Annotated in this window: 18 protein-coding genes and 1 pseudogene; 10 read left to right on the top strand and 9 right to left on the bottom strand. The window is 44.1% G+C overall.

Annotation, left to right across the window (positions count from 1 at the left end):
* The first annotated feature begins 3 nt into the window (after window positions 1–3).
* Window positions 4–1,887: an alkaline phosphatase gene (locus GPLA_RS04995; RefSeq protein WP_007103757.1), complete on the top strand. Its 1,884-nt coding sequence runs from the start codon at window positions 4–6 to the stop codon at window positions 1,885–1,887.
* A 223-nt stretch (window positions 1,888–2,110) separates the two neighbouring features.
* Complete coding sequence (locus GPLA_RS04990) at window positions 2,111–2,830, top strand: hypothetical protein (protein ID WP_083882000.1); 720 nt, start codon at window positions 2,111–2,113, stop codon at window positions 2,828–2,830.
* Between the two features lie 85 nt (window positions 2,831–2,915).
* On the opposite strand, the gene ggt is transcribed toward GPLA_RS04990, so the two are convergent.
* The 3 genes from ggt to GPLA_RS04975 form a co-directional block, all read right to left on the bottom strand.
* Window positions 2,916–4,565 carry a gamma-glutamyltransferase gene (ggt, locus tag GPLA_RS04985; RefSeq protein ID WP_007103753.1) on the bottom strand — a complete coding sequence of 550 codons (1,650 nt, stop codon included), beginning with the start codon at window positions 4,563–4,565 and terminating at the stop codon, window positions 2,916–2,918.
* A gap of 102 nt (window positions 4,566–4,667) precedes the next feature.
* Window positions 4,668–6,041 carry a Na+/H+ antiporter NhaC family protein gene (locus GPLA_RS04980; protein WP_007103752.1) on the bottom strand — a complete coding sequence of 458 codons (1,374 nt, stop codon included), beginning with the start codon at window positions 6,039–6,041 and terminating at the stop codon, window positions 4,668–4,670.
* Window positions 6,042–6,220: 179 nt separating this feature from the next.
* On the bottom strand, window positions 6,221–6,673 hold the full coding sequence (locus GPLA_RS04975) for an Lrp/AsnC family transcriptional regulator (RefSeq protein WP_007103751.1): 453 nt from the start codon (window positions 6,671–6,673) through the stop codon (window positions 6,221–6,223).
* 140 nt (window positions 6,674–6,813) lie between these two features.
* On the opposite strand from GPLA_RS04975, the gene cysK reads away from it, so the two are divergent.
* Window positions 6,814–7,830, top strand: coding sequence for a cysteine synthase A (cysK, locus tag GPLA_RS04970; protein WP_007103750.1), 1,017 nt, complete (start codon window positions 6,814–6,816; stop codon window positions 7,828–7,830).
* 81 nt (window positions 7,831–7,911) lie between these two features.
* Here cysK and GPLA_RS04965 read toward each other — a convergent pair whose 3' ends face one another.
* Both GPLA_RS04965 and GPLA_RS04960 read right to left on the bottom strand, forming a co-directional pair.
* Window positions 7,912–8,223 (bottom strand): hypothetical protein, encoded by a 312-nt coding sequence (locus GPLA_RS04965; protein WP_040513910.1) that lies wholly within the window; start codon window positions 8,221–8,223, stop codon window positions 7,912–7,914.
* Between the two features lie 185 nt (window positions 8,224–8,408).
* Entirely contained in the window at window positions 8,409–8,795 is a 387-nt protein-coding gene (locus GPLA_RS04960) for a hypothetical protein (protein WP_007103747.1), read from the bottom strand.
* A gap of 261 nt (window positions 8,796–9,056) precedes the next feature.
* On the opposite strand from GPLA_RS04960, the gene asnS reads away from it, so the two are divergent.
* Both asnS and GPLA_RS04950 read left to right on the top strand, forming a co-directional pair.
* Window positions 9,057–10,454, top strand: coding sequence for an asparagine--tRNA ligase (asnS, locus tag GPLA_RS04955; protein ID WP_007103745.1), 1,398 nt, complete (start codon window positions 9,057–9,059; stop codon window positions 10,452–10,454).
* Window positions 10,455–10,700: 246 nt separating this feature from the next.
* The gene (locus GPLA_RS04950) at window positions 10,701–11,618 is read left to right on the top strand and encodes a LysR family transcriptional regulator (RefSeq protein ID WP_007103744.1); all 918 of its coding nucleotides are present in this window, start codon (window positions 10,701–10,703) and stop codon (window positions 11,616–11,618) included.
* 68 nt (window positions 11,619–11,686) lie between these two features.
* On the opposite strand, the gene GPLA_RS04945 is transcribed toward GPLA_RS04950, so the two are convergent.
* Window positions 11,687–11,914 carry a hypothetical protein gene (locus tag GPLA_RS04945; RefSeq protein WP_007103743.1) on the bottom strand — a complete coding sequence of 76 codons (228 nt, stop codon included), beginning with the start codon at window positions 11,912–11,914 and terminating at the stop codon, window positions 11,687–11,689.
* Window positions 11,915–12,098: 184 nt separating this feature from the next.
* Entirely contained in the window at window positions 12,099–12,455 is a 357-nt protein-coding gene (gene hpf / locus GPLA_RS04940; protein ID WP_007103742.1) for a ribosome hibernation-promoting factor, HPF/YfiA family, read from the bottom strand.
* Window positions 12,456–12,848: 393 nt separating this feature from the next.
* Between hpf and GPLA_RS04935 the strand changes: the two genes are divergently transcribed.
* From GPLA_RS04935 to GPLA_RS04920, 5 genes and pseudogenes are all read left to right on the top strand, one after another.
* Window positions 12,849–13,484 carry an SDR family oxidoreductase gene (locus GPLA_RS04935; protein ID WP_007103741.1) on the top strand — a complete coding sequence of 212 codons (636 nt, stop codon included), beginning with the start codon at window positions 12,849–12,851 and terminating at the stop codon, window positions 13,482–13,484.
* A 177-nt stretch (window positions 13,485–13,661) separates the two neighbouring features.
* Window positions 13,662–13,843 (top strand): annotated as a pseudogene (locus GPLA_RS24310) (aldehyde dehydrogenase); the annotation flags it as partial.
* A 51-nt stretch (window positions 13,844–13,894) separates the two neighbouring features.
* Complete coding sequence (locus GPLA_RS23415; protein WP_007103740.1) at window positions 13,895–14,071, top strand: hypothetical protein; 177 nt, start codon at window positions 13,895–13,897, stop codon at window positions 14,069–14,071.
* Between the two features lie 340 nt (window positions 14,072–14,411).
* Window positions 14,412–14,705 carry a YciI-like protein gene (locus GPLA_RS04925; protein WP_007103739.1) on the top strand — a complete coding sequence of 98 codons (294 nt, stop codon included), beginning with the start codon at window positions 14,412–14,414 and terminating at the stop codon, window positions 14,703–14,705.
* A 410-nt stretch (window positions 14,706–15,115) separates the two neighbouring features.
* Entirely contained in the window at window positions 15,116–16,993 is a 1,878-nt protein-coding gene (locus tag GPLA_RS04920) for a sialate O-acetylesterase (RefSeq protein ID WP_007103738.1), read from the top strand.
* Between the two features lie 116 nt (window positions 16,994–17,109).
* Here the strand turns inward: GPLA_RS04920 and GPLA_RS04915 are convergent, their stop codons facing one another.
* Window positions 17,110–17,970, bottom strand: a complete 861-nt coding sequence (locus GPLA_RS04915) for a 3-keto-disaccharide hydrolase (RefSeq protein ID WP_007103737.1) — start codon at window positions 17,968–17,970, stop codon at window positions 17,110–17,112.
* A gap of 783 nt (window positions 17,971–18,753) precedes the next feature.
* Window positions 18,754–20,658 (bottom strand): glycoside hydrolase family 13 protein, encoded by a 1,905-nt coding sequence (locus GPLA_RS04910; protein ID WP_007103736.1) that lies wholly within the window; start codon window positions 20,656–20,658, stop codon window positions 18,754–18,756.
* Window positions 20,659–20,674 lie beyond the last annotated feature (16 nt).

The following is a 20,674-nucleotide window of genomic DNA, read 5'->3' as shown; positions in this document are numbered from 1 at the left end:
AATATGAAAAACGTAAATTTAAGTTTAATTGCGCTTGCAGTAATGGGTTTGACAGCCTGTGTGGATGATGGCGATGATGGTACAAACGGAAGCAACGGTACAAGTAGCCTTATCGTACAAACAGCGCTGGCGACTGGCGATGTAAATTGCCCAAATAGTGGTGTACAAATTGAATCAGGTATCGACGCAGATGCCAGTGGTACGCTCGAATCAACAGAAATTAACGCCACAGAATATGTTTGCACACCGGGCGTTACGAGTGTGAGTAGCAGCGCATTACTCAGCAATGTAAACAACGACTGGTTCATTGACGGGCAGCAAGAAGTCTCTGCTGCCCGTCAAACTTGGTTAGATGCGACCAACACAACGGCGGCAAAAAGCACAGCAGACACAACGCCACAAGTAGCAGCTAAAAGTATATCAAGCCTGCGTGGCAGTGCCAAAAATATCATCCTGTTCGTAGGTGACGGTATGGGGATTTCAACTGTAACCGCATCACGTATTCTCGATGGTCAACGCAAAGGTAATCTAGGGGAGGAAAACCAACTTAGCTTCGATAAGCTGGCGTTTTCAGGCTTAGCTAAAACCTATAATGTCGATGCTCAAACCCCGGACTCAGCAGGTACAATGACCGCTATGATGAGCGGTGTAAAAACCGATGTGGGCGTAATTGGTGTTAACGAAAACATTGAACGTGGCGACTGCTCTACTGTAGCAGGTAATGAATTAATCACCGCGTTAGAGCTAGCTGAAATAGCGGGTAAATCGACGGGTATTATCTCCACTGCCCGTATCACCCATGCGACTCCCGCTGCGACCTATGCAAAATCGGCTGACCGTAACTGGGAAGATATTTCGGATATGCCTCAAGCAGCGATTACCGTTGGCTGTGAAGATATTGCCCAACAACTTGTAAACTTCGAGGCTAACCTTGAAGCCCGTATTAGCGGTATTGATGTAGATGGTATCGAAGTGGCTTTTGGTGGCGGACGTCGTCACTTTTTACCTAAAGATCCTGCGTTTAACAGCACTGATGCCGTAAGTGAAATAGAAGGAGATCGCACTGACGGCCGTGACTTAACCGCTGAGTGGCAAGAGAAATACACCAATGGTGTATTTCTCATGGACGAAACCGGTTTCAACGGCATTAATACCGAAACAACCGAGCGCGTTTTTGGCTTATTCAATGAGTCACACATGCAATACGAAGCCGACCGCAAAAATGACGTCGCTGGCGAACCTTCAGTTAGCCAAATGACTAAGAAAGCGATTCAGATACTAGATAACAACGACGATGGATTCTTCTTGATGGTGGAATCAGGGCGGATTGATCACGGCCATCATGCTGGCAGTGCTTACAATGCGTTAACCGACACCATCGAATTTGCCAATGCCGTACAAAGCGCTATCGATAATACCGATCCAAGCGAAACCTTAATATTGGTGACCGCGGATCATGGTCATGTATTTACCATTGCTGGTTACCCTAAACGTGGTAACCCTATTTTAGGGAAAGTGGTCAATGTTGGCGAGGAAATGCCCGCGCTTGCAGCCGATGATATGCCATACACCACATTAGGTTACACCAACGGCTTAGGTTTTCGTAACCTTGGTAGCGAAACGGACGCTGATGAAGCCTACAATCTTGAGATTGCAGCAGGTCGACAAGACTTAGCTGACATAGACACCACTACAACGGGATACCATCAAGAAGCGCTTGTGCCATTTTCCTCTGAGACGCATTCAGGTGAAGATGTTGGCGTTTACGCCAGTGGCCCAGCTGCATTGTTAGTCAACGGTACCAATGAGCAAAGTATGCTGTATCACATCATGGACTTTGCTGCTGACTTAACGAACAAAGCTAATGCGGCTCAATCACCAGAGTAACGGTGCGCTATATGAGTAGGGCGCGCGCCCTGCTTCTTTTCGTTAGTTTTTGTAGCATGATCAACACGGCGAGCATATTTTTATTATTTGAAGTACTCAGGATAGTTCTGTTTAAGTACAGGATCGGTACAACGAACTTGAGCCCGGTAATACACCACATGCACATCATTAGAAACTGACGCGCCACTTATCAATTCGATCACCATAAATTCCGGAGTACATCATGCGTTCATCATTATTTTTAATTATTTCACTGTATGCGAGCCAGGCATTTGCGACTTGTGACATTTCTCCAACCAAATTGACAGCCAGCTATCAAATTACCGCAACCGATGGCAACAAGCACCATACTAGCGAATTAGTGTTGTGGCGAAACGGTAAAACTGTCGCCCATCAATACCCGCAAACCCACATTACCGAAAGTTGGTATTTAGCCAAAAATCAGCTGATAAAACCCACGCGGTTTTTTGATAATGAACAACGTGCCATCGAATACCAACCTGGTGAAAAGGTGCATGGAAAAGCAGAATCAGACTGGAATTACCGCTATAAGCTTATTTCCGACACCTTACTATCACAATTAAATGTTCAACAAGAAACTGGCGCAGGTTGTGAGCAAACACGGATATACACTAAAAGCATGGGTGACACCAAAATCGAAGTGCGCTACTTAACCCAGCAAAACTTAGTCAGCTACTACAGTTGGCAAAAAGGAAGTACCCAGGAAGTATGGACGTTGCAAAACGTCACCAGCGACACACGCAAAATCAACATATTTTTTGACCGACGCGCTGCTTATCAAAGTACCGATTTTGCTGATATCGGCGATGATCACAGTGATGCCTTTTTAACGAAAATGGTTACCTTAGGCTTTATCGAAAAAGGGGCTTCGGGCTTTTATGATGACAAAGGTCACGCATTAGATGGCGGACACCAGCATTAAATAAACGTTAACGTAGGGAACTAATTGATACAAAAAAACGGTTGCCCCCAAAAGTCTGCAACCGTTTTTTAATTCAATTTAGAGACTAAAATACAATCGACTTACCACGCCCACTGGATTCAGAGCCGGCCTCAAGTTTGCCATCCCGATCCACTATAGTATGCAAATCACCAAATCGACTGTTATCCATGATATAGCCCATCTTCTTTAGTGCGCTGACCACGTCAGGCGTCAAGCCCTGATGATAACGGATGGTATCCTTCGGCAATAACTGATGATGAAAACGGGGGGCATCTACCGCCTCTTGTGCACTCATGCCGAACTCTAACGTATTCAATATTGAGGTATACACTGAACTAATAATCGTTGTCCCCCCTGGTGAGCCTGTCACCACACTGACTTTACCGTCTTTGAGCACTATGGTGGGTGTCATGGATGACAACATACGTTTTTTAGGTTGAATTTCATTCGCCTCTCCACCTACTGCGCCAAACACATTCGCCACACCAGGTTTAGCACTGAAGTCGTCCATTTCATCATTCAACAAAAAGCCTGCCCCTTCAACCACAACGCCACTGCCAAACCCTAAATTAATCGTTGTAGTGTTCGACACTGCATTACCCCATTTATCAACAATCGAAAAATGGGTCGTTTCCTCACTTTCTTTTAAGCCGGGCTTAATAAGCTCAGTGACAGAAATACGATCCATACTGATATCTGCGCCACGTTTAGCGATGTAATCAGGGTTTATCAACTCTGCGACCGGTACTTTAATAAAGTCAGGATCCCCCAGATATTCCGCTCGATCGGCAAAAACACGCTTGCCCGCTTCGGCTAATACGTGCACATAAGGGGCCGAATTGTGTTCTAGTTTTGCTTTGCCCGCAGTTAACTGGTCGTACATAGTTAACCATTGAATAATCGCGATACCACCAGAGCTAGGCGGTGGCGATGTTAACACTTGATATTCACGCCATTTAGCCGAAATTGGTTGTCTTGACTTGGCTTCGTATTGTGCCAAATCATCCTCGCTAATTAACCCTTGGTGATGAGCCATAAAGTTGGCAATGATTTTGGCGGTTTTTCCTTTATAGAAACCATCACGGCCTTGGTCACGTATAAGTGCTAACGTCGCAGCAAGTTCAGGCTGTCTAAATACGTCACCCGTTTTTGCCGATGCAAAGTAATCGTCAAAATTAACTGCAAATTTATTGTCTTTTAAATGCTGACTATAGCGACTGATGTAACCGGCAAGCTTTTCTGACATCACAAAACCATCTGCGGCGAGCTTCACTGCGGGTTCTACTAAGTCTTTCCAAGGTAAGGTGCCATATTTTTCATGGGCTAACCACATGCCCGCAACCGTACCTGGAACACCTGATGACAAAATACCGATAACAGATTGATAAGGCACCACATTGCCTTGCTCATCTAGGTACATGTCTCGGTGAGCGGCCAAGGGAGCTTGCTCGCGATAATCAATAAAATCAGCCTGTTGATCCTTATAGACCAGCATGAAACCACCGCCGCCAATATTACCGGCCTCAGGTAAAGTTACCGCTAACACAAACTGCGCTGCAATAGCTGCATCAACAGCATTTCCACCATCCTGCATAATCTGTTTAGCAACATCCGCACTAAACGCATCCGGCATAGCAACAGCGGATTGCTGTTTTTGCTCACCACAGGCACTAAGCACAAGTATCGATAATACGAGCATAAGTGAATTTTTCATCAAATCTCCTTTTCGCTGTTATTGTTTATATGGGAAGTAAACGCCACGTAAATCGAATGATTATCGATGGGAACGTGACGCATTAAGCAGCAATATTAACGACTAAAGCATAATCAAACTGGCAATAAAGTAAGCAATGAATGCCAGTGCCCCGCCAAATAACGCATAAGGCATTTGGGTACGTACGTGGGTTAATAAATCACAACCCGATGCAATCGATGAAACGGCTGTGGTATCAGAAATGGGAGAACAATGATCCCCAAATACACCGCCGCCTAGTATAGCGGCTAGCACCAAAGAAGGTGGCAGGCCCAGTGTTTGGATCAAAGGCACACCGATAGGGATTAAAATGGCGAACGTACCCCAGGATGTACCTGTAGTAAATGACATAATTCCTCCCGCTAAAAACAACACAGGAACAATCAAGGACAAAGGTAAATAGTCACCGACTAGGTTAGCGACAAATATGCCAGTGCCTAACTCTTTCAAACTACCACCCAAGGTTAATGAAAACAGTACAATAGTCACTAAAGGTAGGATCTCTCCCATACCTTTAAAACCCTCGTCCACTAATTCTTTGTGCGTGTACTTTTTAGCACTGATCAGTAAAAAGTAAGCCACCATGCACGCTAATACTGTTGCATAAAGCACAGACTTACTGCCACTGCCCGCTGCTATGTCACCGTTACCGGTCCATAACATGAAGCCAATCATACCGAAGATCATGGTACCTAACGGAATCAGCATAAAACGAGCTTTACTAGCCGGGATAGGCAGACTGGCATCATTATTATGTTGCATCTCACGCTCTGCTTCTCGCATCGGGCCATGTACCCGATCGGTTACTATGGTGTAGGTGACAATCAACAGCGCGATAATCGCGTAAAAGTTAAAAGGAATCGTGCCCCATAAAATAGAAACAGGAGATTCTTCAAGTTCGTAGTTGCTTAGCAGGCCTAATACAAATGCCCCCCAACCATTGAGTAAAATTAAAATGCACACAGGGGCACTCGTACTGTCTATAACATAGGCTAAGCGCGCTCGACTCATCTTAAATTTGTCGTACAAACCCCGCGACAAAATACCCGACGCCAACACGCTTAGATTCGATTCAATAAACACCACAATACCGGTGAACATGGTAAGTAGCCCTACTTGTCGTTTACTCTTGGCAACCCCTTTACTGATAAGCATTTCAACGGTCGCCGTCACGCCACCTGAATTACGGATGTAAGCCAACAGCGCACCAATTAACATGCTAAAAATTAATATACGTGCATTGCCCGCTGAACTCGCTATTTCAATTACCCGTTCAACTGAGCCAATAACACCGCTGAATAAAAACTCACCGCCTCGCCGATAGGCAAGTAAAGCTTCAGCTGAAAAAATAGCCAAAATGAGTGCCAATATTACTTCTTTGCGCCAAAAAACTACTACAATTGCGATGATCGGCGGAAGAATAGAATACCATTCCATATAGAACCTTATTTATGCGCTGACGCGCTATTATTATCGTTTATTGAATTGGGGGGGTGTGCACCTCAAATAAATATTTACCACTTGCGAGCAAATACTAGAATAAATTATCACAAATTTGCGGTGTTCGTCTGCAACATTACACTATTTTCCCCCATGATTTAAACACATAGATAAAATTATTGAATTGCTAATGCGGTAGTATACTTTATCTGTTCCATGGCAAAACTTGATGTAACATCGGATAACTCAATCCCGCCGACTAACTTTTTATAGAAAACATCGAACGCCTTCATATCAGCCACCACGACTTTCAGCATATAATCGTATTCTCCACTCATACGATAGAATTCAACTATTTGCTCCATTCCAGCGGCATGTTCAGCGAAGCGGCTTAACCAATTAATGTCATGTCGACCCGCTTTTATTTGCACGAAGACCGTCATGCCTAAATCGAGTTTTTGTGCATCCAGTAGCGCCACGCGCTTGGTAATGATCCCCTGCTTTTCTAGGTTTTGAATTCGCCGCCAGCAAGGGGTGGTGCTCAAGCCAATACGGTCTGCCACATCATTAACGGACATAGTTGCGTCTTCTTGCAATAGCCTCAAAATCTCTTTATCCAACCTATCCATAAAAATAATTCCAATATTTTACATTTAATTAGAATAAATTTTTAATGCAGCCAAAACAAGCGCAATAGTTAGAATAATTTTTCGCCGCTCCTATGGCATAGTATTGACCTGATTTAATCCTAATCAAGAGTATTAACTTTATGTCAAATGAAGCCTTAGCACTTGCTGTAAATAACGAAAAAAATGAAAACAGCGCAGAAACCCTCCAATTCAGCGCTCACACTGGGCGAATCTATGACGACATCACCCAAACCATTGGTAACACGCCTTTGGTCCGTTTAAGCCGTCTGGGTGCAAAATATCAAGCAGTTGGCGACATTCTCGCTAAGGTGGAATATTTTAACCCTGCTGGCTCAATTAAAGATCGTCCTGCATTAGCCATGATCAACACGCTGATGCAATCAGATTCGTTTAATGCGAATACCCAGATAATTGAAGCAACCTCTGGCAATAATGGTGTGGCCTGTGCGTGGATCTGCGCCATGAAAGGCATTCCATTAACCATAGTGATCCCCGAGCACATGTCGATTGAGCGTCAAAAACTGATCAAACATTACGGTGCTCAAATAGTAACTACGGCCAAAGAACTGGGTACCAAAGGAGCGATTGATAAAGCCAAACAGCTCGTTGATGAAACCAAAGATGCGGTAATGCTCGATCAGTTTGCTAACCAAGCGAACCCGGATATGCATTTTAATAGCACGGCACAAGAAATTTGGCGCGATACCAATGGCAAGGTCGATGTGTTAGTTGCTGGCGTAGGCACAGGTGGCACAATCACAGGTATCGCCAAAGCCCTTAAAATTCGTAACCCTAATATCAAAATTATCGCGGTAGAACCGGCTTCTTGTCCGGTACTTAGTGAGGGCCGCGCTGGCGTGCATAAAATTCAAGGATTGAGCTCAGGCCATGTACCTGACGTGCTGGATGTTAGCTTATTAGATGAAATCATTACCATCAGTAATGAAGATGCCATTACCTATGCCCGAGAGCTTGCGCGAGTAGAGAGTTTGCCGGTAGGTATTTCATCAGGTGCAGCCGCTTGTGCAGCCATCACGATCGCCCAACGTCCAGAATATGCTAACAAACAGATTGTCACCATATTAGCTGACACGGCTGAGCGTTATTTTAGTACCGATTTGTTTCCCCAAGACTAGCCGGCAATAACGCCGTATAAAATAGCATTGAGGGCACTTTGAAAAAGTGCCCTTTTTATGGTTGCTCAAATATCGTGATTATTACTTCTGTGAATGGCCGTTGTAGGCGTGATTAAACGGCTCGGGTTTAGTGGGGTTGCCATGCTGATACCGAGCAAAAATGACATCATCATTATGACGCAGTTTACGCCAAGGTCTGTCACTGATAACCAACATCAGTAATACACCTGCCGAGATTGCCCCCGCAATTTTGAACAGCAATAGTGCCACCATAAACAGTGCCGAGTGTGACGTTTCTGGCGGTAGATTCGCCAAAGGCAAGAAAATAACGATGGTGAGAGCAGTAATAACGACGGTGAGCAACAATGATATTAGTGTTTTATTATTAGACATTATCGGTTCCTCTAAAATTCCTTTTGAAAACGAGTCCACCACACACATACATGTACAAGACAGTTACAATATAGCCAGCAATGCACGTCCCATCAAACCAATTTTGAGTGAATTTTGATCTTCAATTGAGTCAACGTAATTTTACGGTAAATAAAATACGCAATCATTTTCATGATGTAAATTGCTTAGGTAAACTCAAAATACAAGATTGTTAAACTGATCGTTGCGACCAGCAACAATATGAAACCATTCACCCCAAAGTTATCGTTTTTGCGTCGGGTGCGTTTTCGCTTCAACAATAATACGGCTAAACTCAAACCCACACAGCAGAACAATAATGCCACAAGATAAGTACTCAAAGACGCCGACCATTGTTCACGCCCCGTCACCCCCCAAAAATCTTGCACGCCTGTGATAAATTCAGGCCGCGCATAATGGAAAACAATTAACGCCGCTATAAACACAGCCCAGCCAAAAACATTGACGCCAACCATCATTTGAAACAGCTTGTCGTTTTCAATTGGTGTTTTTCGGCGGTTTTTACCCTGCCAATCTTGTTTATTACGTTCCATTGCCTGCTTGCTTCCGATTTATCTTGAGTCTAAGCCCCACCTGAGTAAGATTACACACCTTGTGAAATTAGCCAAGAAACGGACACATTATTTTGGCCTAATGCGCGTATTTTTCACACAAATTGTTTTGTTATTGATAAATCGTTCGCTGAATTAGTCGATTTAGCCGCGATATCATGGCACTTCCCCCCCCAAAAAATGACATAATTTGGCTCGGTCCGAATTTTAATAAAAATACCCAAAGTGGTTTGGAGAGAAAACATGGCGCAAGCCCCAGTGGCAGATATTTTTGCCGGTAAATATTCAGTTGGTCAGCAAGTCACCGTAAAAGGATGGGTACGTACTCGTCGTGACTCTAAAGCTGGTTTGTCGTTCATTGCTTTGCATGATGGTAGTTGCTTTGATCCCATTCAGGTCATTGCCCTGAATACCCTGAATAATTATGTCGACATTCAACGGTTAACCACTAGTTGCTCCATTATTGCCACAGGTGTACTGAAGGAATCCCAAGGCCAAGGGCAATCTCTTGAAATTGAAGCCAGCGATGTTGAGGTTGTAGGTTGGGTCGAGAATCCTGATACTTATCCTATGGCGCCAAAACGCCACAGCTTAGAGTATTTGCGTGAGCATGCTCACCTACGCCCAAGAACTAACGTTATCGGTGCGGTGACACGTGTGCGTAACTGTTTGTCTCAGGCTATTCACCGTTTTTTCCATGAAAATGGTTATTGCTGGGTGAGCACACCTATTCTTACCGCCAGTGACACTGAGGGCGCAGGGGAAATGTTTAGAGTATCCACGTTGGATATGATGAATCTACCTACCACAGAGCAAGGCCAGATTGATTACAGCCAAGACTTTTTTGGTAAAGAGACCTTCCTCACTGTATCGGGTCAACTGAACGGTGAAACCTACGCTACGGCCATGTCAAAAATCTATACATTTGGTCCGACATTCCGTGCCGAAAACTCCAATACTAGTCGTCACCTTGCTGAATTCTGGATGATTGAGCCTGAAGTTGCTTTTGCTGATTTAAGTGATATCGCCCAGCTATCAGAAGACTTATTGAAATATGTATTCAAGGCCGTGTTAGCAGAGCGCGCCGACGACATGGAATTTTTTGCTCAGCGTATCAATAAGGAGGCGATTACTCGCCTCGAAAAAGTGATAGATCAGGATTTTGTGCGCATGGATTACACCGACGCCATTGAAATACTGCAAAACTGTGGCAAAAAATTTGAGTTCCCCGTTTCTTGGGGAGTTGATTTGTCCTCTGAGCATGAGCGTTATTTAGCGGAAGAACATGTTGGAGCGCCGATTATCATGCAGAATTACCCGAAAGACATTAAAGCCTTTTATATGCGCATAAATGACGACAACAAAACCGTTGCCGCTATGGATGTACTTGCGCCGGGTATTGGTGAAATTATTGGTGGTTCACAACGTGAAGAACGCTTAGACGTATTTGACCGTCGTCTTGAAGAGATGGGATTAAGTCAAGAAGACTATAGCTGGTATCGTGATTTACGCCGCTTCGGTACCGTACCCCATGCAGGTTTTGGTTTAGGTTTCGAGCGATTAGTCGCGTATGTGACAGGTATGCAGAACGTACGTGATGTCATCGCGTTTCCTCGTACACCTGGCAACGCCAACTATTAAAATTAAGAAAATGAAAAGCCACCTTTTAGGTGGCTTTTTTTTACCCCCACGTCTGCGAACACGTCGATAAAATGCCAGTTTGTCGTGCTATATAATTGAATTAAAGCACTTTATTACAATTTTTTACAATGAACCATCCCAGCCTTTCTATCAATTCAATGAATGTTCTGTATAATTCAACATTACCTCAAATGATGGAATATTTAGGCTACTCTAGGCCTAATCAGAGCGTAAAGTGATAAAACTATGAATTTAAATAGAATCGATCTTAATCTTTTTGCCGTATTTGATGCGATATATACAGCAGGCAGCTTAACCAAAGCGGCTGATGTATTGTGTATCACCCAACCGGCAGTAAGTAATTCACTGGCACGCTTGCGAGAAATGTTAAACGACCCATTGTTCGTACGCACGGGTCACAGCATGACACCGACTCCGGCCGCACAAAATATTATTGGTCCAGCGCGAGAAGCCTTGGGTTTATTGCGTAAAAGTGTGCAAGAAAGCCATACCTTTGACCCAGCTACTGCAGAGATTAGTTATAACTTTGCCGCTAGGGACTTATTAGAAGTCAGTATCATGCCAAGGCTAACAGCCAAATTGCAGGTTATCGCTCCGAACATCACGTTAACCAACTACGATATATCCCGCACTAATATAGTGTCAGCCATGGCCAGTGGTAGCTTAGATTTTTACGCAGATGCGTCGTCAGCTTTTGTTGATCCGCATCTGTGTAAGCAAAAAATAGCAGAAGATAGGTTTGTTGTTATTGCTCGTCGTAATCACCCGGCACTAAGTCAGGGATTAAATTTAGATACCTTCTTGCAACTCGGTCACATTAATATTTCTCAGCGTAGAACAGGCCCGGGTCCAATTGATGTAGCCTTAGACAAACTAAACTTGAAGCGCCGAGTCGTCATGCGCGGTCAGCACTTTTTAACCGTGCCTGCTGTCATTGTTAAAACGGACTTAATTTCATGTATTCCGTACCATCTTGCTAAGCATTATGAGTGTTCAATCTATGAATTACCCTTTGAGTTAGCACCGGTCGAGTACTTTCTATATTGGCATGTCAGTGCAGATCACGACCATGCGCATATGTGGCTAAGAGAACAAATCGCTGATGTAGTGACGACATTTCATCCCAGTACTACAAACGGCTAGCACAGACTAACCATATGCCGCAGTAACGATTGTGGCATATGGCTTAACGCAAAATTTCATGCAATAAACTAGATTTCCTCTCCGCCGTATTTATTGGCTAAATCGTCCAGTTCTGAACAGGTATAATCAAACCCTTTTCCATCAAACAGATAGCGTACGCTTACTGTATCAGAGCCTTTTGCCAACTTAGCTTTGACCGCCACATTACCCGACGATGAAGTCCAATGCGTGAGTTCGTTCAAGAATCGATTAGCCAATTGGCCACTGCTAAATTGAAATTGTAATTCGCTGATCAACGCTATTCTCTCTGTTATCTAAGCACACGGGAAATGTCTGTTTTAGTAAAGCGGGTAATGCAAAAAACGCATGGTAATCAACCTTGGGGAAAGTGTCTACGTTAGCCTCCAGTGCTTTTTGTGAATACACAAAAAAGCCGCTCAAAAGAGCGGCTATGTCATCTTACTGAATAAACGAGATGGACTAGGTTAAATCCATCTCTTGAATAATTTCGTGGGCTATATCTGGCGTTGTACACTCTGGTTTTTTGTGTATATCGCCTTTCAACTGACCTTTACGATGTTTTAGTGCAGCATCCATCTTTTTAGCGGCTTTAGAAATCGCAGGATACATCACAGAGTTCTCAGCTGAAGCAGAGATACGTGTGCCTTCATATTGCGTACTGATCTCAACATCATATTCGCCATGCTCTTTTGAAATAATGATGTCCAGAGCAATTAACGTAGGGAAATGACTTGCTAACTTAGAAAATTTTTCATCGACGTGTTCTTTTACGGTATCGCTTAAATCTACATGGTGACCTGAAAGATTTATTTTCATAGGTTTTCCTTTTGAATTAACGTTACTTCTTTTCTTTACTGTACTTTTAACAGTACGTCTTCTTGGCACTAACAATAGAGTTTGGGGCAGCGTGGTAAAAACTCAAGTATTTCGCATCCCAATTCACGTTTACTTTGTGAAATCGAGTCTGTTTGCTTAATTAAAGCGCAAAATGGATATTAAACACGCCATTTATTTTGTTTTCCCCCTCCCAGTGTTCTTTATCGCATAGTTAGGCGTTTAAATGCTAATAACCTCTTATTCGTTGAAAAGGGATAATAAGACCCCAGTGTTATTAGGCAATGAGCAAAAATATGTTCTGACTAAATAACCACACCGTCATCATAAGCGGTTTATTTACGTAAGGAATACTAGACTTTAGGAGAATATTAAATGAACAAGACCTTGATCATAGGTGCCAGTGGACAAATCGGTAAAATGGCCACTCAGCAGTTGCTAGATAGCGGACAAGACGTGGTCGCGTTAGTGCGAGATAAAGCAAAATTATCAGATATCGCTCAAAATCGTTTACACATAATAGAGGGCGATTTAGAGCAAGATTTCAGCCATGCATTCGAAGGTTGCGATCAGGTTATTTTCAGCGCAGGCTCAGGTGGCAATACAGGTGCAGATAAAACCATGCTCATCGACTTATGGGCCGCGTGCAAAGCCGTAGATTACGCCAAAAATACTGACATTTCGCATTTCGTCATGGTCAGCTCCATTGGCGCCGACGACCCAGCGCAAGGGTCAGATAAAATGAAACCTTACTTAGTAGCCAAACATATGGCCGATGAGCATCTTATTCAAAGCGGCGTGAATTACACAATTCTGCGACCTGGTAGTTTGATTAACGACGTAGCTAAGGGGCGTTTTCAGACGACAAAACCAGCTAAGAAAGAAAAAATGATTATCACCCGTGAGGACGTGGCAAGTGCCCTAACCTACACTGTGGGCAACCCCGCTCTAAACAACACAATATTCGAGTTATTCAACGGTGAAAAAACATTAAAAGATGCATTAGCGTAAACACATAGTGTGGACGCCCTTTGCCATCAGGAAAAATATCAGCCCTCGCCGTTAGCGAGGGTTTTGGTTTATCTCTATTGATAATACTTACTGTAGTGCGCGTTTAGCCTAGCGTTGGGTGTTTACATACCACTACCGCCTATTCTAGTTCCAGAAACAAAGCATTGGCTTTTTTTGCCCCTAAGGGGGTATTTTAAAAATCTGACACCGGTTACTGACAAGCGTTTTGCGAGATCCCTCGCTCAAGCGCTGAAGGCATCGAATTGGTGCTCGACCCCACTCATGCAGCAAAAGTAGTACGGGGTAAAATGTCAGTTCAAGAACGCTCCAACATGTTGTTAAAGATTGCCGATCGCTTAGCATAAGACGCGCAACGTTAGAAAATGTACAAGACGTAAGCGCATCATTTGATGCTTATCGGTTTTTATCAGCAAACATCAGATGTAGATTTAGCGACTAATTTCATTTATCAGCGTATTAAAAATGAACAATCTGTTATCTTTATTGCCTATAACAGCTGCGGAAACGCACTGGGTTTTACTCAGCTTCACTCTACTTTTTCGTCTATTTCCGCTCAGTCTAATTGAGTATTAAATGATCTGTTTGTTGCTGCAAACTCGAGTCGATTAGGGCTCGCTAAAAAACGGCTAGTCGCGACCAAGACGTTAGCGACAAGTTCCCATTCAAAAGGTATCACCTTAACCACGGTATTCGAGAATGTTAATGCGCAAGCATTATATGAATCGATAGGGTATAAAAAGGATGATGGCTTTTATCATTACTTTTTAACTCTCGCGACTGGCTAAGCTAGGTATGGGCAAGTAACATTCAGCTCAATGTGCATTATTGCCTTGGGTAGATTATTGATAAGCAGATCGGGTAAACCGTTATACTGCTTCTCGCGGCCCTGTAAATAAGGAGATCTAAGTGTATTATTTATTAACCTATGATGTGGTACCTGAGTATTTACAAAAGCGCGCAGCGTTTCGTGAAAAACACCTAAAACTTGCGTTATCTGCTGTATCTCGTGGTGAGTTACGATTAGGTGGTGCATTAACAGAGCCGACACTCGGCGCAGCCTTATTGTTCGAGGGCAGTTCAGCCAAAGTGGCTGAAGATTTTGCAGCTCAAGATCCTTATGTGCTCAATGGATTAGTCAAAAGCTGGCAGGTAAATGAATGGGCAATCGTATTGGGGGCCGGCGTTGAAAATCCCAATTAGTGTTTAGATAACACAACAGCAATTCCTTCGATATTGCATAAGCAACGACTCCTGGGGTTGGCACAATTAAACATTCCCCCAAGGGAATTACCCGAAAAACGCCTTGCGCCTCTATGCACGCAGAATCGGTAAATAGGCGTTCGTTTTGACTAAAAAAATAATTCTTTTTAGCATTCTCGTTTAAGAAGCAATACATATTGCTTCGCGCTAAAAATCTGAAACGACGCATACGTTATTTTAACTGCCAAAATGCGAACGACTCGAACTATAAAAACAAAAATCGTAAATGATAACCCTTAACGAACCCGTAATATTGTGATTACTACAAGCATTTTTGGCAGCGACTATCTGTTACAGGTAAAAAAGGAATGGCGATGGGACACACCATATTTATAGGATGTATTTTTTTAATGAGCAGTATTCATGCACACGCACTGACATTATCCCCTTTATTTTCTGATCACATGGTATTACAACGGGATAAACCTGTTCGTATCTGGGGCGAAGGTCAGGCTAACCAGCAAGTGACTGTTAGTTTGCTCGATAAGCATTATCGTACTGACGTCGGTGCTGATGGCCGATGGCAAATTAACCTGCCTGCCCATGCCAAAGCAGGCCCCTTTACCCTGACCGTAAGCGCAGATGATATTAAGACGATTAATGATGTGTATTTTGGTGAGGTGTGGATCGCGAGCGGCCAATCCAACATGGAGTGGAAATTAAAGGGTGATGTGGTCGGTAACGAGCAAGAAATTGCATCCGCTCATCACCCACTCATACGTTTTTTTGATGTGCCTGATACCCTAGCGGCAACAAAACAAACCCATTTACCACCCAGCCATTGGCAATTGGCTTCGCCCGATTCCGTTGGCTATTTTTCCGCTGTAGCCTGGTTTTTTGCTAGAAAATTGCAAGCACAAGAACAGGTTGCCGTTGGCATCATTGAAAGTAATTGGGGTGGTACACCAGCTGAGTCTTGGATAGATATCGAAACCGTTGCCAAGACTGCTGGATATGAAGCGCAAAGTGCAAAGGTTAAAGCCCGGCACGATTGGCCCGAGGTATTAGCCGCCAATACAAAACAAATTGAACAAAAGTGGCAACGCATAAACGATCTTCAAGGTGCGTTAAGCGTTGGCGCAGCGAACATCGAATATGATGATAGCTCATGGCAAACTATTGATTTACCAAATAAAAGCCCGCTGCATCACTTCGTATGGTTACGCCGCGATTTTACCTTACCCGCCTTACCGACCTCCCCCATTATGTTGAGTTTTGGCGATATTGTTCAAAATGCCTTTATTTTTGTTAACGGTCAGCATATCGCCACTGAAAATTGGGAGGACAGTAGTTCTATTCATCAAATTCCCCTAGATTTATTAAAAAAAGGCAATAATATTATTGTCTTACGCGTTAATAGCGATTGGGACAATCAGGTATTGGTGGGTAAAAATAACAAAATATGGTTGAGTATCAATGGTAAAAAAACGGATATTGCCCAGCATTGGCGAATGAGTAATAACATTGAGCCGCCCATGCCTAAAGTGATGAATTACACCTTTACCCCAAGTTTTTTGTACAATGCCATGATCTATCCTTTATTACCTTACACGGCTCAAGGTGTCATTTGGTATCAGGGGGAAAGTAACGTCAACAAACAAGTCTACTATCACACCTTATTTAGCAATCTGATCAGCAATTGGCGAGACCAAGCACAAGCACCGGACATGCCATTTATATTCGTTCAATTGGCAGCGTATTTACCTCAACAAGACCTGCAGCCCGATAGTGCATGGGCGTATCTGCGTGATGCACAACGCCAGACATTAGACGTACCTCATACGGGAATGGCTGTGGCTATTGATGTGGGTGAAGCAGACAATGTGCATCCTAAGCAGAAGCGGCAAGTTGGTGAGCGATTATGGCGCCAAGCCGCCAGCAAAGTATATGGTTTACCAATAATCCCAAGTGGTCCCGATTTTACGCGGCTCGACGTCAAAGCACATCAAGGGATCGTGCATTTTAATCAAGGGAGTAAACTCAGTACTGTGGATAATCAAACCCTACAGGGATTCATCATCGCCGGTCAAGACAAGGTATTTCGGGTAGCGCAAGCCCACATTGAAGGCGAAACCGTAGTAGTGTCTCATCCAGAAATCAGCCAGCCTGTGGCGGTACGTTATGCCTGGGCAGATAACCCTAGGGCAAATTTGATTAATAGCGAAAAATTACCCGCGGTTCCCTTTCGGAGTGACACTTGGGCGGCCGAGCAAGTGAGCGCAAAATAACGCAAGATTGACACAAATCGGTGTCTGCTAGATGCTAGTGTATCCCAGTAGAGGTTATTCCCAATAGCGATAACCACTACTGGGATAATGCACATTAGCTGTCCTCACTATTCACCTCAGGTTTTTGAACCCGCATCCTTAATCGGCTTATCTAATGTTTTAATTTGAATATTGCGATAAAACACTTCAGCGCCTTCCGATTGAAATTCAATTTTCCCCTTGGTAAGGGGCTTGTATTGCCCGTCTATATTCTGCCTTGAGTTATAGCCTCGAAATACTTCCTGGCCGTTAACTTTATGGATCACAACGTTTTCGTCAGCGATGACCTCCATAGTATCCCATTGACCTACGGGGTGCTCGAACTCACCTAATTTCAATACTCTGTTGGCAATGTTTTTACACAAGGGCATGTCCGGCGCGTAACGGTAAAAGTGCCAGTCTCCTTGCTGGGCGTCACCACAGTACGTATCAATCAATACGCCAGCTAAACTATGATAATCGCCGCTGTCTCCCACCTGAATTTGCATTTCGTGACTCCGCATCCAGTGATTCATGGAACGGCCTGGTTCGCCTACAGCAAAATACAAAACGCCACTATCGCGGGGTAAATTTACTCTCGGTGGCCATTTTTTATCTCCCCACTTCACATCGAATTTAAGATGAAAGTTGCCGTACTCTTCAATTGTACTGATCCCGCCCCACTCTTCGCCGGATATACGCAGCATACCGTCGTGTGCGCTAAAAACTTCTTTAGGATCGTTATTCACTCCGCGTACCGGCATATTATCAGGGTCTTGGTACTTGCTATCTTTTGGTTGATAACTGACATACGTTTGCCAGCCTTGAAGATCCTCACCGTTAAAAAGTGAAACCCATTGTGTTGCAGCCTGAGTTTCATCTGTCTTGTTATTAGTGCAGCTAGTCAAAGCCGCACAAGTAGCGGCAACCATCCCTATAAATTGAATTGTCTGTTTCATCGTATTTTTCTTTCGTTATCGCGCTTATGCATACAAACAGTTTAGGGAAATCCAACGTAAATTCGATAATCAAAATCGGTAACGGGTTTGTGTTATTACCCATTATGGTATGGCTTTGGCCCTTGACTGACTTAAAATTTCACTATCGGGCCTGGGTAAAATGCGCAAATAAAAAACGCGATAATCCATATCGCGTTTGTGTTTTAATTAGTGAAAATTAACCACAAAGCGTAAGGAATTACGCTGGTTTCACCTGTTTCCACATTATGGCTACAACTCAGTCAACGTCACTGTAGGTGCTGATGGGTCAGGCCCTGTCACACTGAAGCGATAGGTTGCGCTAGTGGGAATATCTATCATTAAGTTAGCAGCCACAGCATAGGTGAGCAGTTTAGGCTCACCTATAACGACTTGTGCGCCTTCCCGCCACTACCTAAATCAACGGTAGACCAATTCCCAGTGGCAATTTTGAATTCACAACTGTCTGCCGATGACTTGCCAGATCTTTACTTAACAGCAGAGAAAAGCGAGTTAATTAATATCGCATGTGGGAGGAATTATAAGCTCGGCCTCAGCCGAATCTGTAATCTAAATCTGAATGTAAAGACAATCTCTTAGTTAGAAAACTGTTAAGTAGGCCATTAAGGCGCCATTGCGAAAGACGCGACTCCGATTGACCTTTTCCAATGGCTGCCTACTACGATGGGGTCGCTCCGACGGGGTTGCCCCAACGGAGTTGCCACAGCGCATCGGCCCTATCATGGAACTATTCCAGAGCGAAGGTTATCCTTTGACCAATACCGCAGCCCATTTTCGCGGTAACCTTATACTTAAAACGTCCTGCTGTTGCGTGATTTTGGCGCCGCTTAGACTATCGGTAAATTGATAATGTTGAGGATTATCCAGGGTTAGTTGCTGCTCTTGGTCACTGTTGTTAAAAATCACCCACACACGTTGCCCCTGATATTCACGTTCGTAGCCATAAAGATCCTTTTTATCATCTGTAAGCAAAGTAGTGAAACTACCTAGGGTCAAAGCTGGATTCTGGTGACGCATATGGATGAGCTTTTTATAATGAGCTTGTAGCTCGGTGTTTATGTTTACCTTGTCTGGTTGGCGCTTGTTGCCATCGGGCAGATATACTTCGTCGTCATATTCTATATCTGGCCACAACATAGGTTTGCGGTCATCAGGATCATTACCGCCCCACATACCGACTTCATCACCATAATAAATCATCGGTGCGCCCACATAGGTCATTTGCATCACAGCAAACAGCTTTTGTAATCGGATCTCTTGCTCGTTAGGTTTACGTACCTGATAGTCCGGATTACTGGCGGCTTGGGATAAATTGAAATAGGTTCCCCAATCGGCAAAATTACCGATACCGCGATTGACTATATGTGAACCAATTCGGTTAGCATCATGGCTACCAAACAAATTCTGGGTAACATAAGCTACCCCTTTAGGATATAAGTTACGCATCTCACGAAGCTTTGTATCAAATTCGCTCGGGCTAATACTCATGTCGCCGGGGTTGAAAAAAAACTCACTACTGGCAAAAGCGAAATTGTAATTCATCTCGCCGTCAAATTCGTCACCTTGCATATATGGCTTAACGTTTTTTGGCGTATCAACTATTTCTGCAGTCAGATAAGCATCTGGGTTAATCGATTTCACGTGTTTACGCCAGTCCTTCCAAAAACCGTGGGCCACACAAAACGCGACGTCCAGCCGCCAACCGTCTATGCCCTGCGCCGCACCTTGACCTTTGGGGTTCATCCAGCGCTCAGTGGCTGCAAAAATATACTCCTTAGGCCCCTGTGCTAGGCCTTTTCCATCTTCTTTAAACTCCGGCAACGAAGGCACGCCAAACCAGCCCTCGTAAGCAAACGTGGTGCCGGCCTTTTCATCATCCCAGGAAGTGACCGTAAACCAGTCTTTATAAGGTGAATCTTGCTGATTTTTTTTGAGGTCCTGAAAAGCAAAACTATTGATCCCCATATGGTTGAACACCCCATCAAAAATCACCTGAATACCCCGTTTATGGGCTTGGCTAATGAGCTTAAGAGCCAATTCGTCGGCTTGGGTCCACACCCAAGATGCTGGATCCGTGGCGTTTTCGCTCGCCATGAGCTTGCGGTCCCCTTCAGGGTCGGGGCCAAAATTTGGGTCTATATGGTGATAACTGGCCGCATCGTATTTATGCAATGACGGCGAGTCAAACACCGGGTTCAAATACAGGGCATTAATCCCCATGTCCTGCAAATAATCCAGCTTATCAATAATGCCTTGCAAGTCGCCGCCATAGCGGCGTCTAAGCATGTGTTTCCATAACTCTTTCTCGCCATTGGCTTGTTCATAGGCTTGTAATTCGAACCAATCACTGCCCCAAGGGTGTACTTGCCATTCCTTGGGAGGCTCTGCAGGATCGGCACCCACCAGATCCTGCTTGGTGGGATTGTTGCTGCTGTCGCCGTCGCGAAAACGCTCAGGGAAGACTTGATACCACACGGCTTTCTTAGCCCACTGGGGTACAAACTCGCCTTGCGCATTAAGCTGAATCGGGCCTTTGGGGGAGGCATCAGTATCGGTTGCACAAACCGCAAAAGCAGTTTGACAATATAGGATACTAGCAAGCGAAAGCCCTAGGCTTCGAAACAAAAAGGATGATGATGACTTATTCATGAGAGTGCAACCTAAG

The organism is Paraglaciecola polaris LMG 21857 (assembly GCF_000315055.1).
GTDB classification, from domain to species: domain Bacteria; phylum Pseudomonadota; class Gammaproteobacteria; order Enterobacterales; family Alteromonadaceae; genus Paraglaciecola; species Paraglaciecola polaris.
Note: the sequence above shows the minus strand (reverse complement) of the source record. Positions and strands in the feature narration are given on the sequence as shown.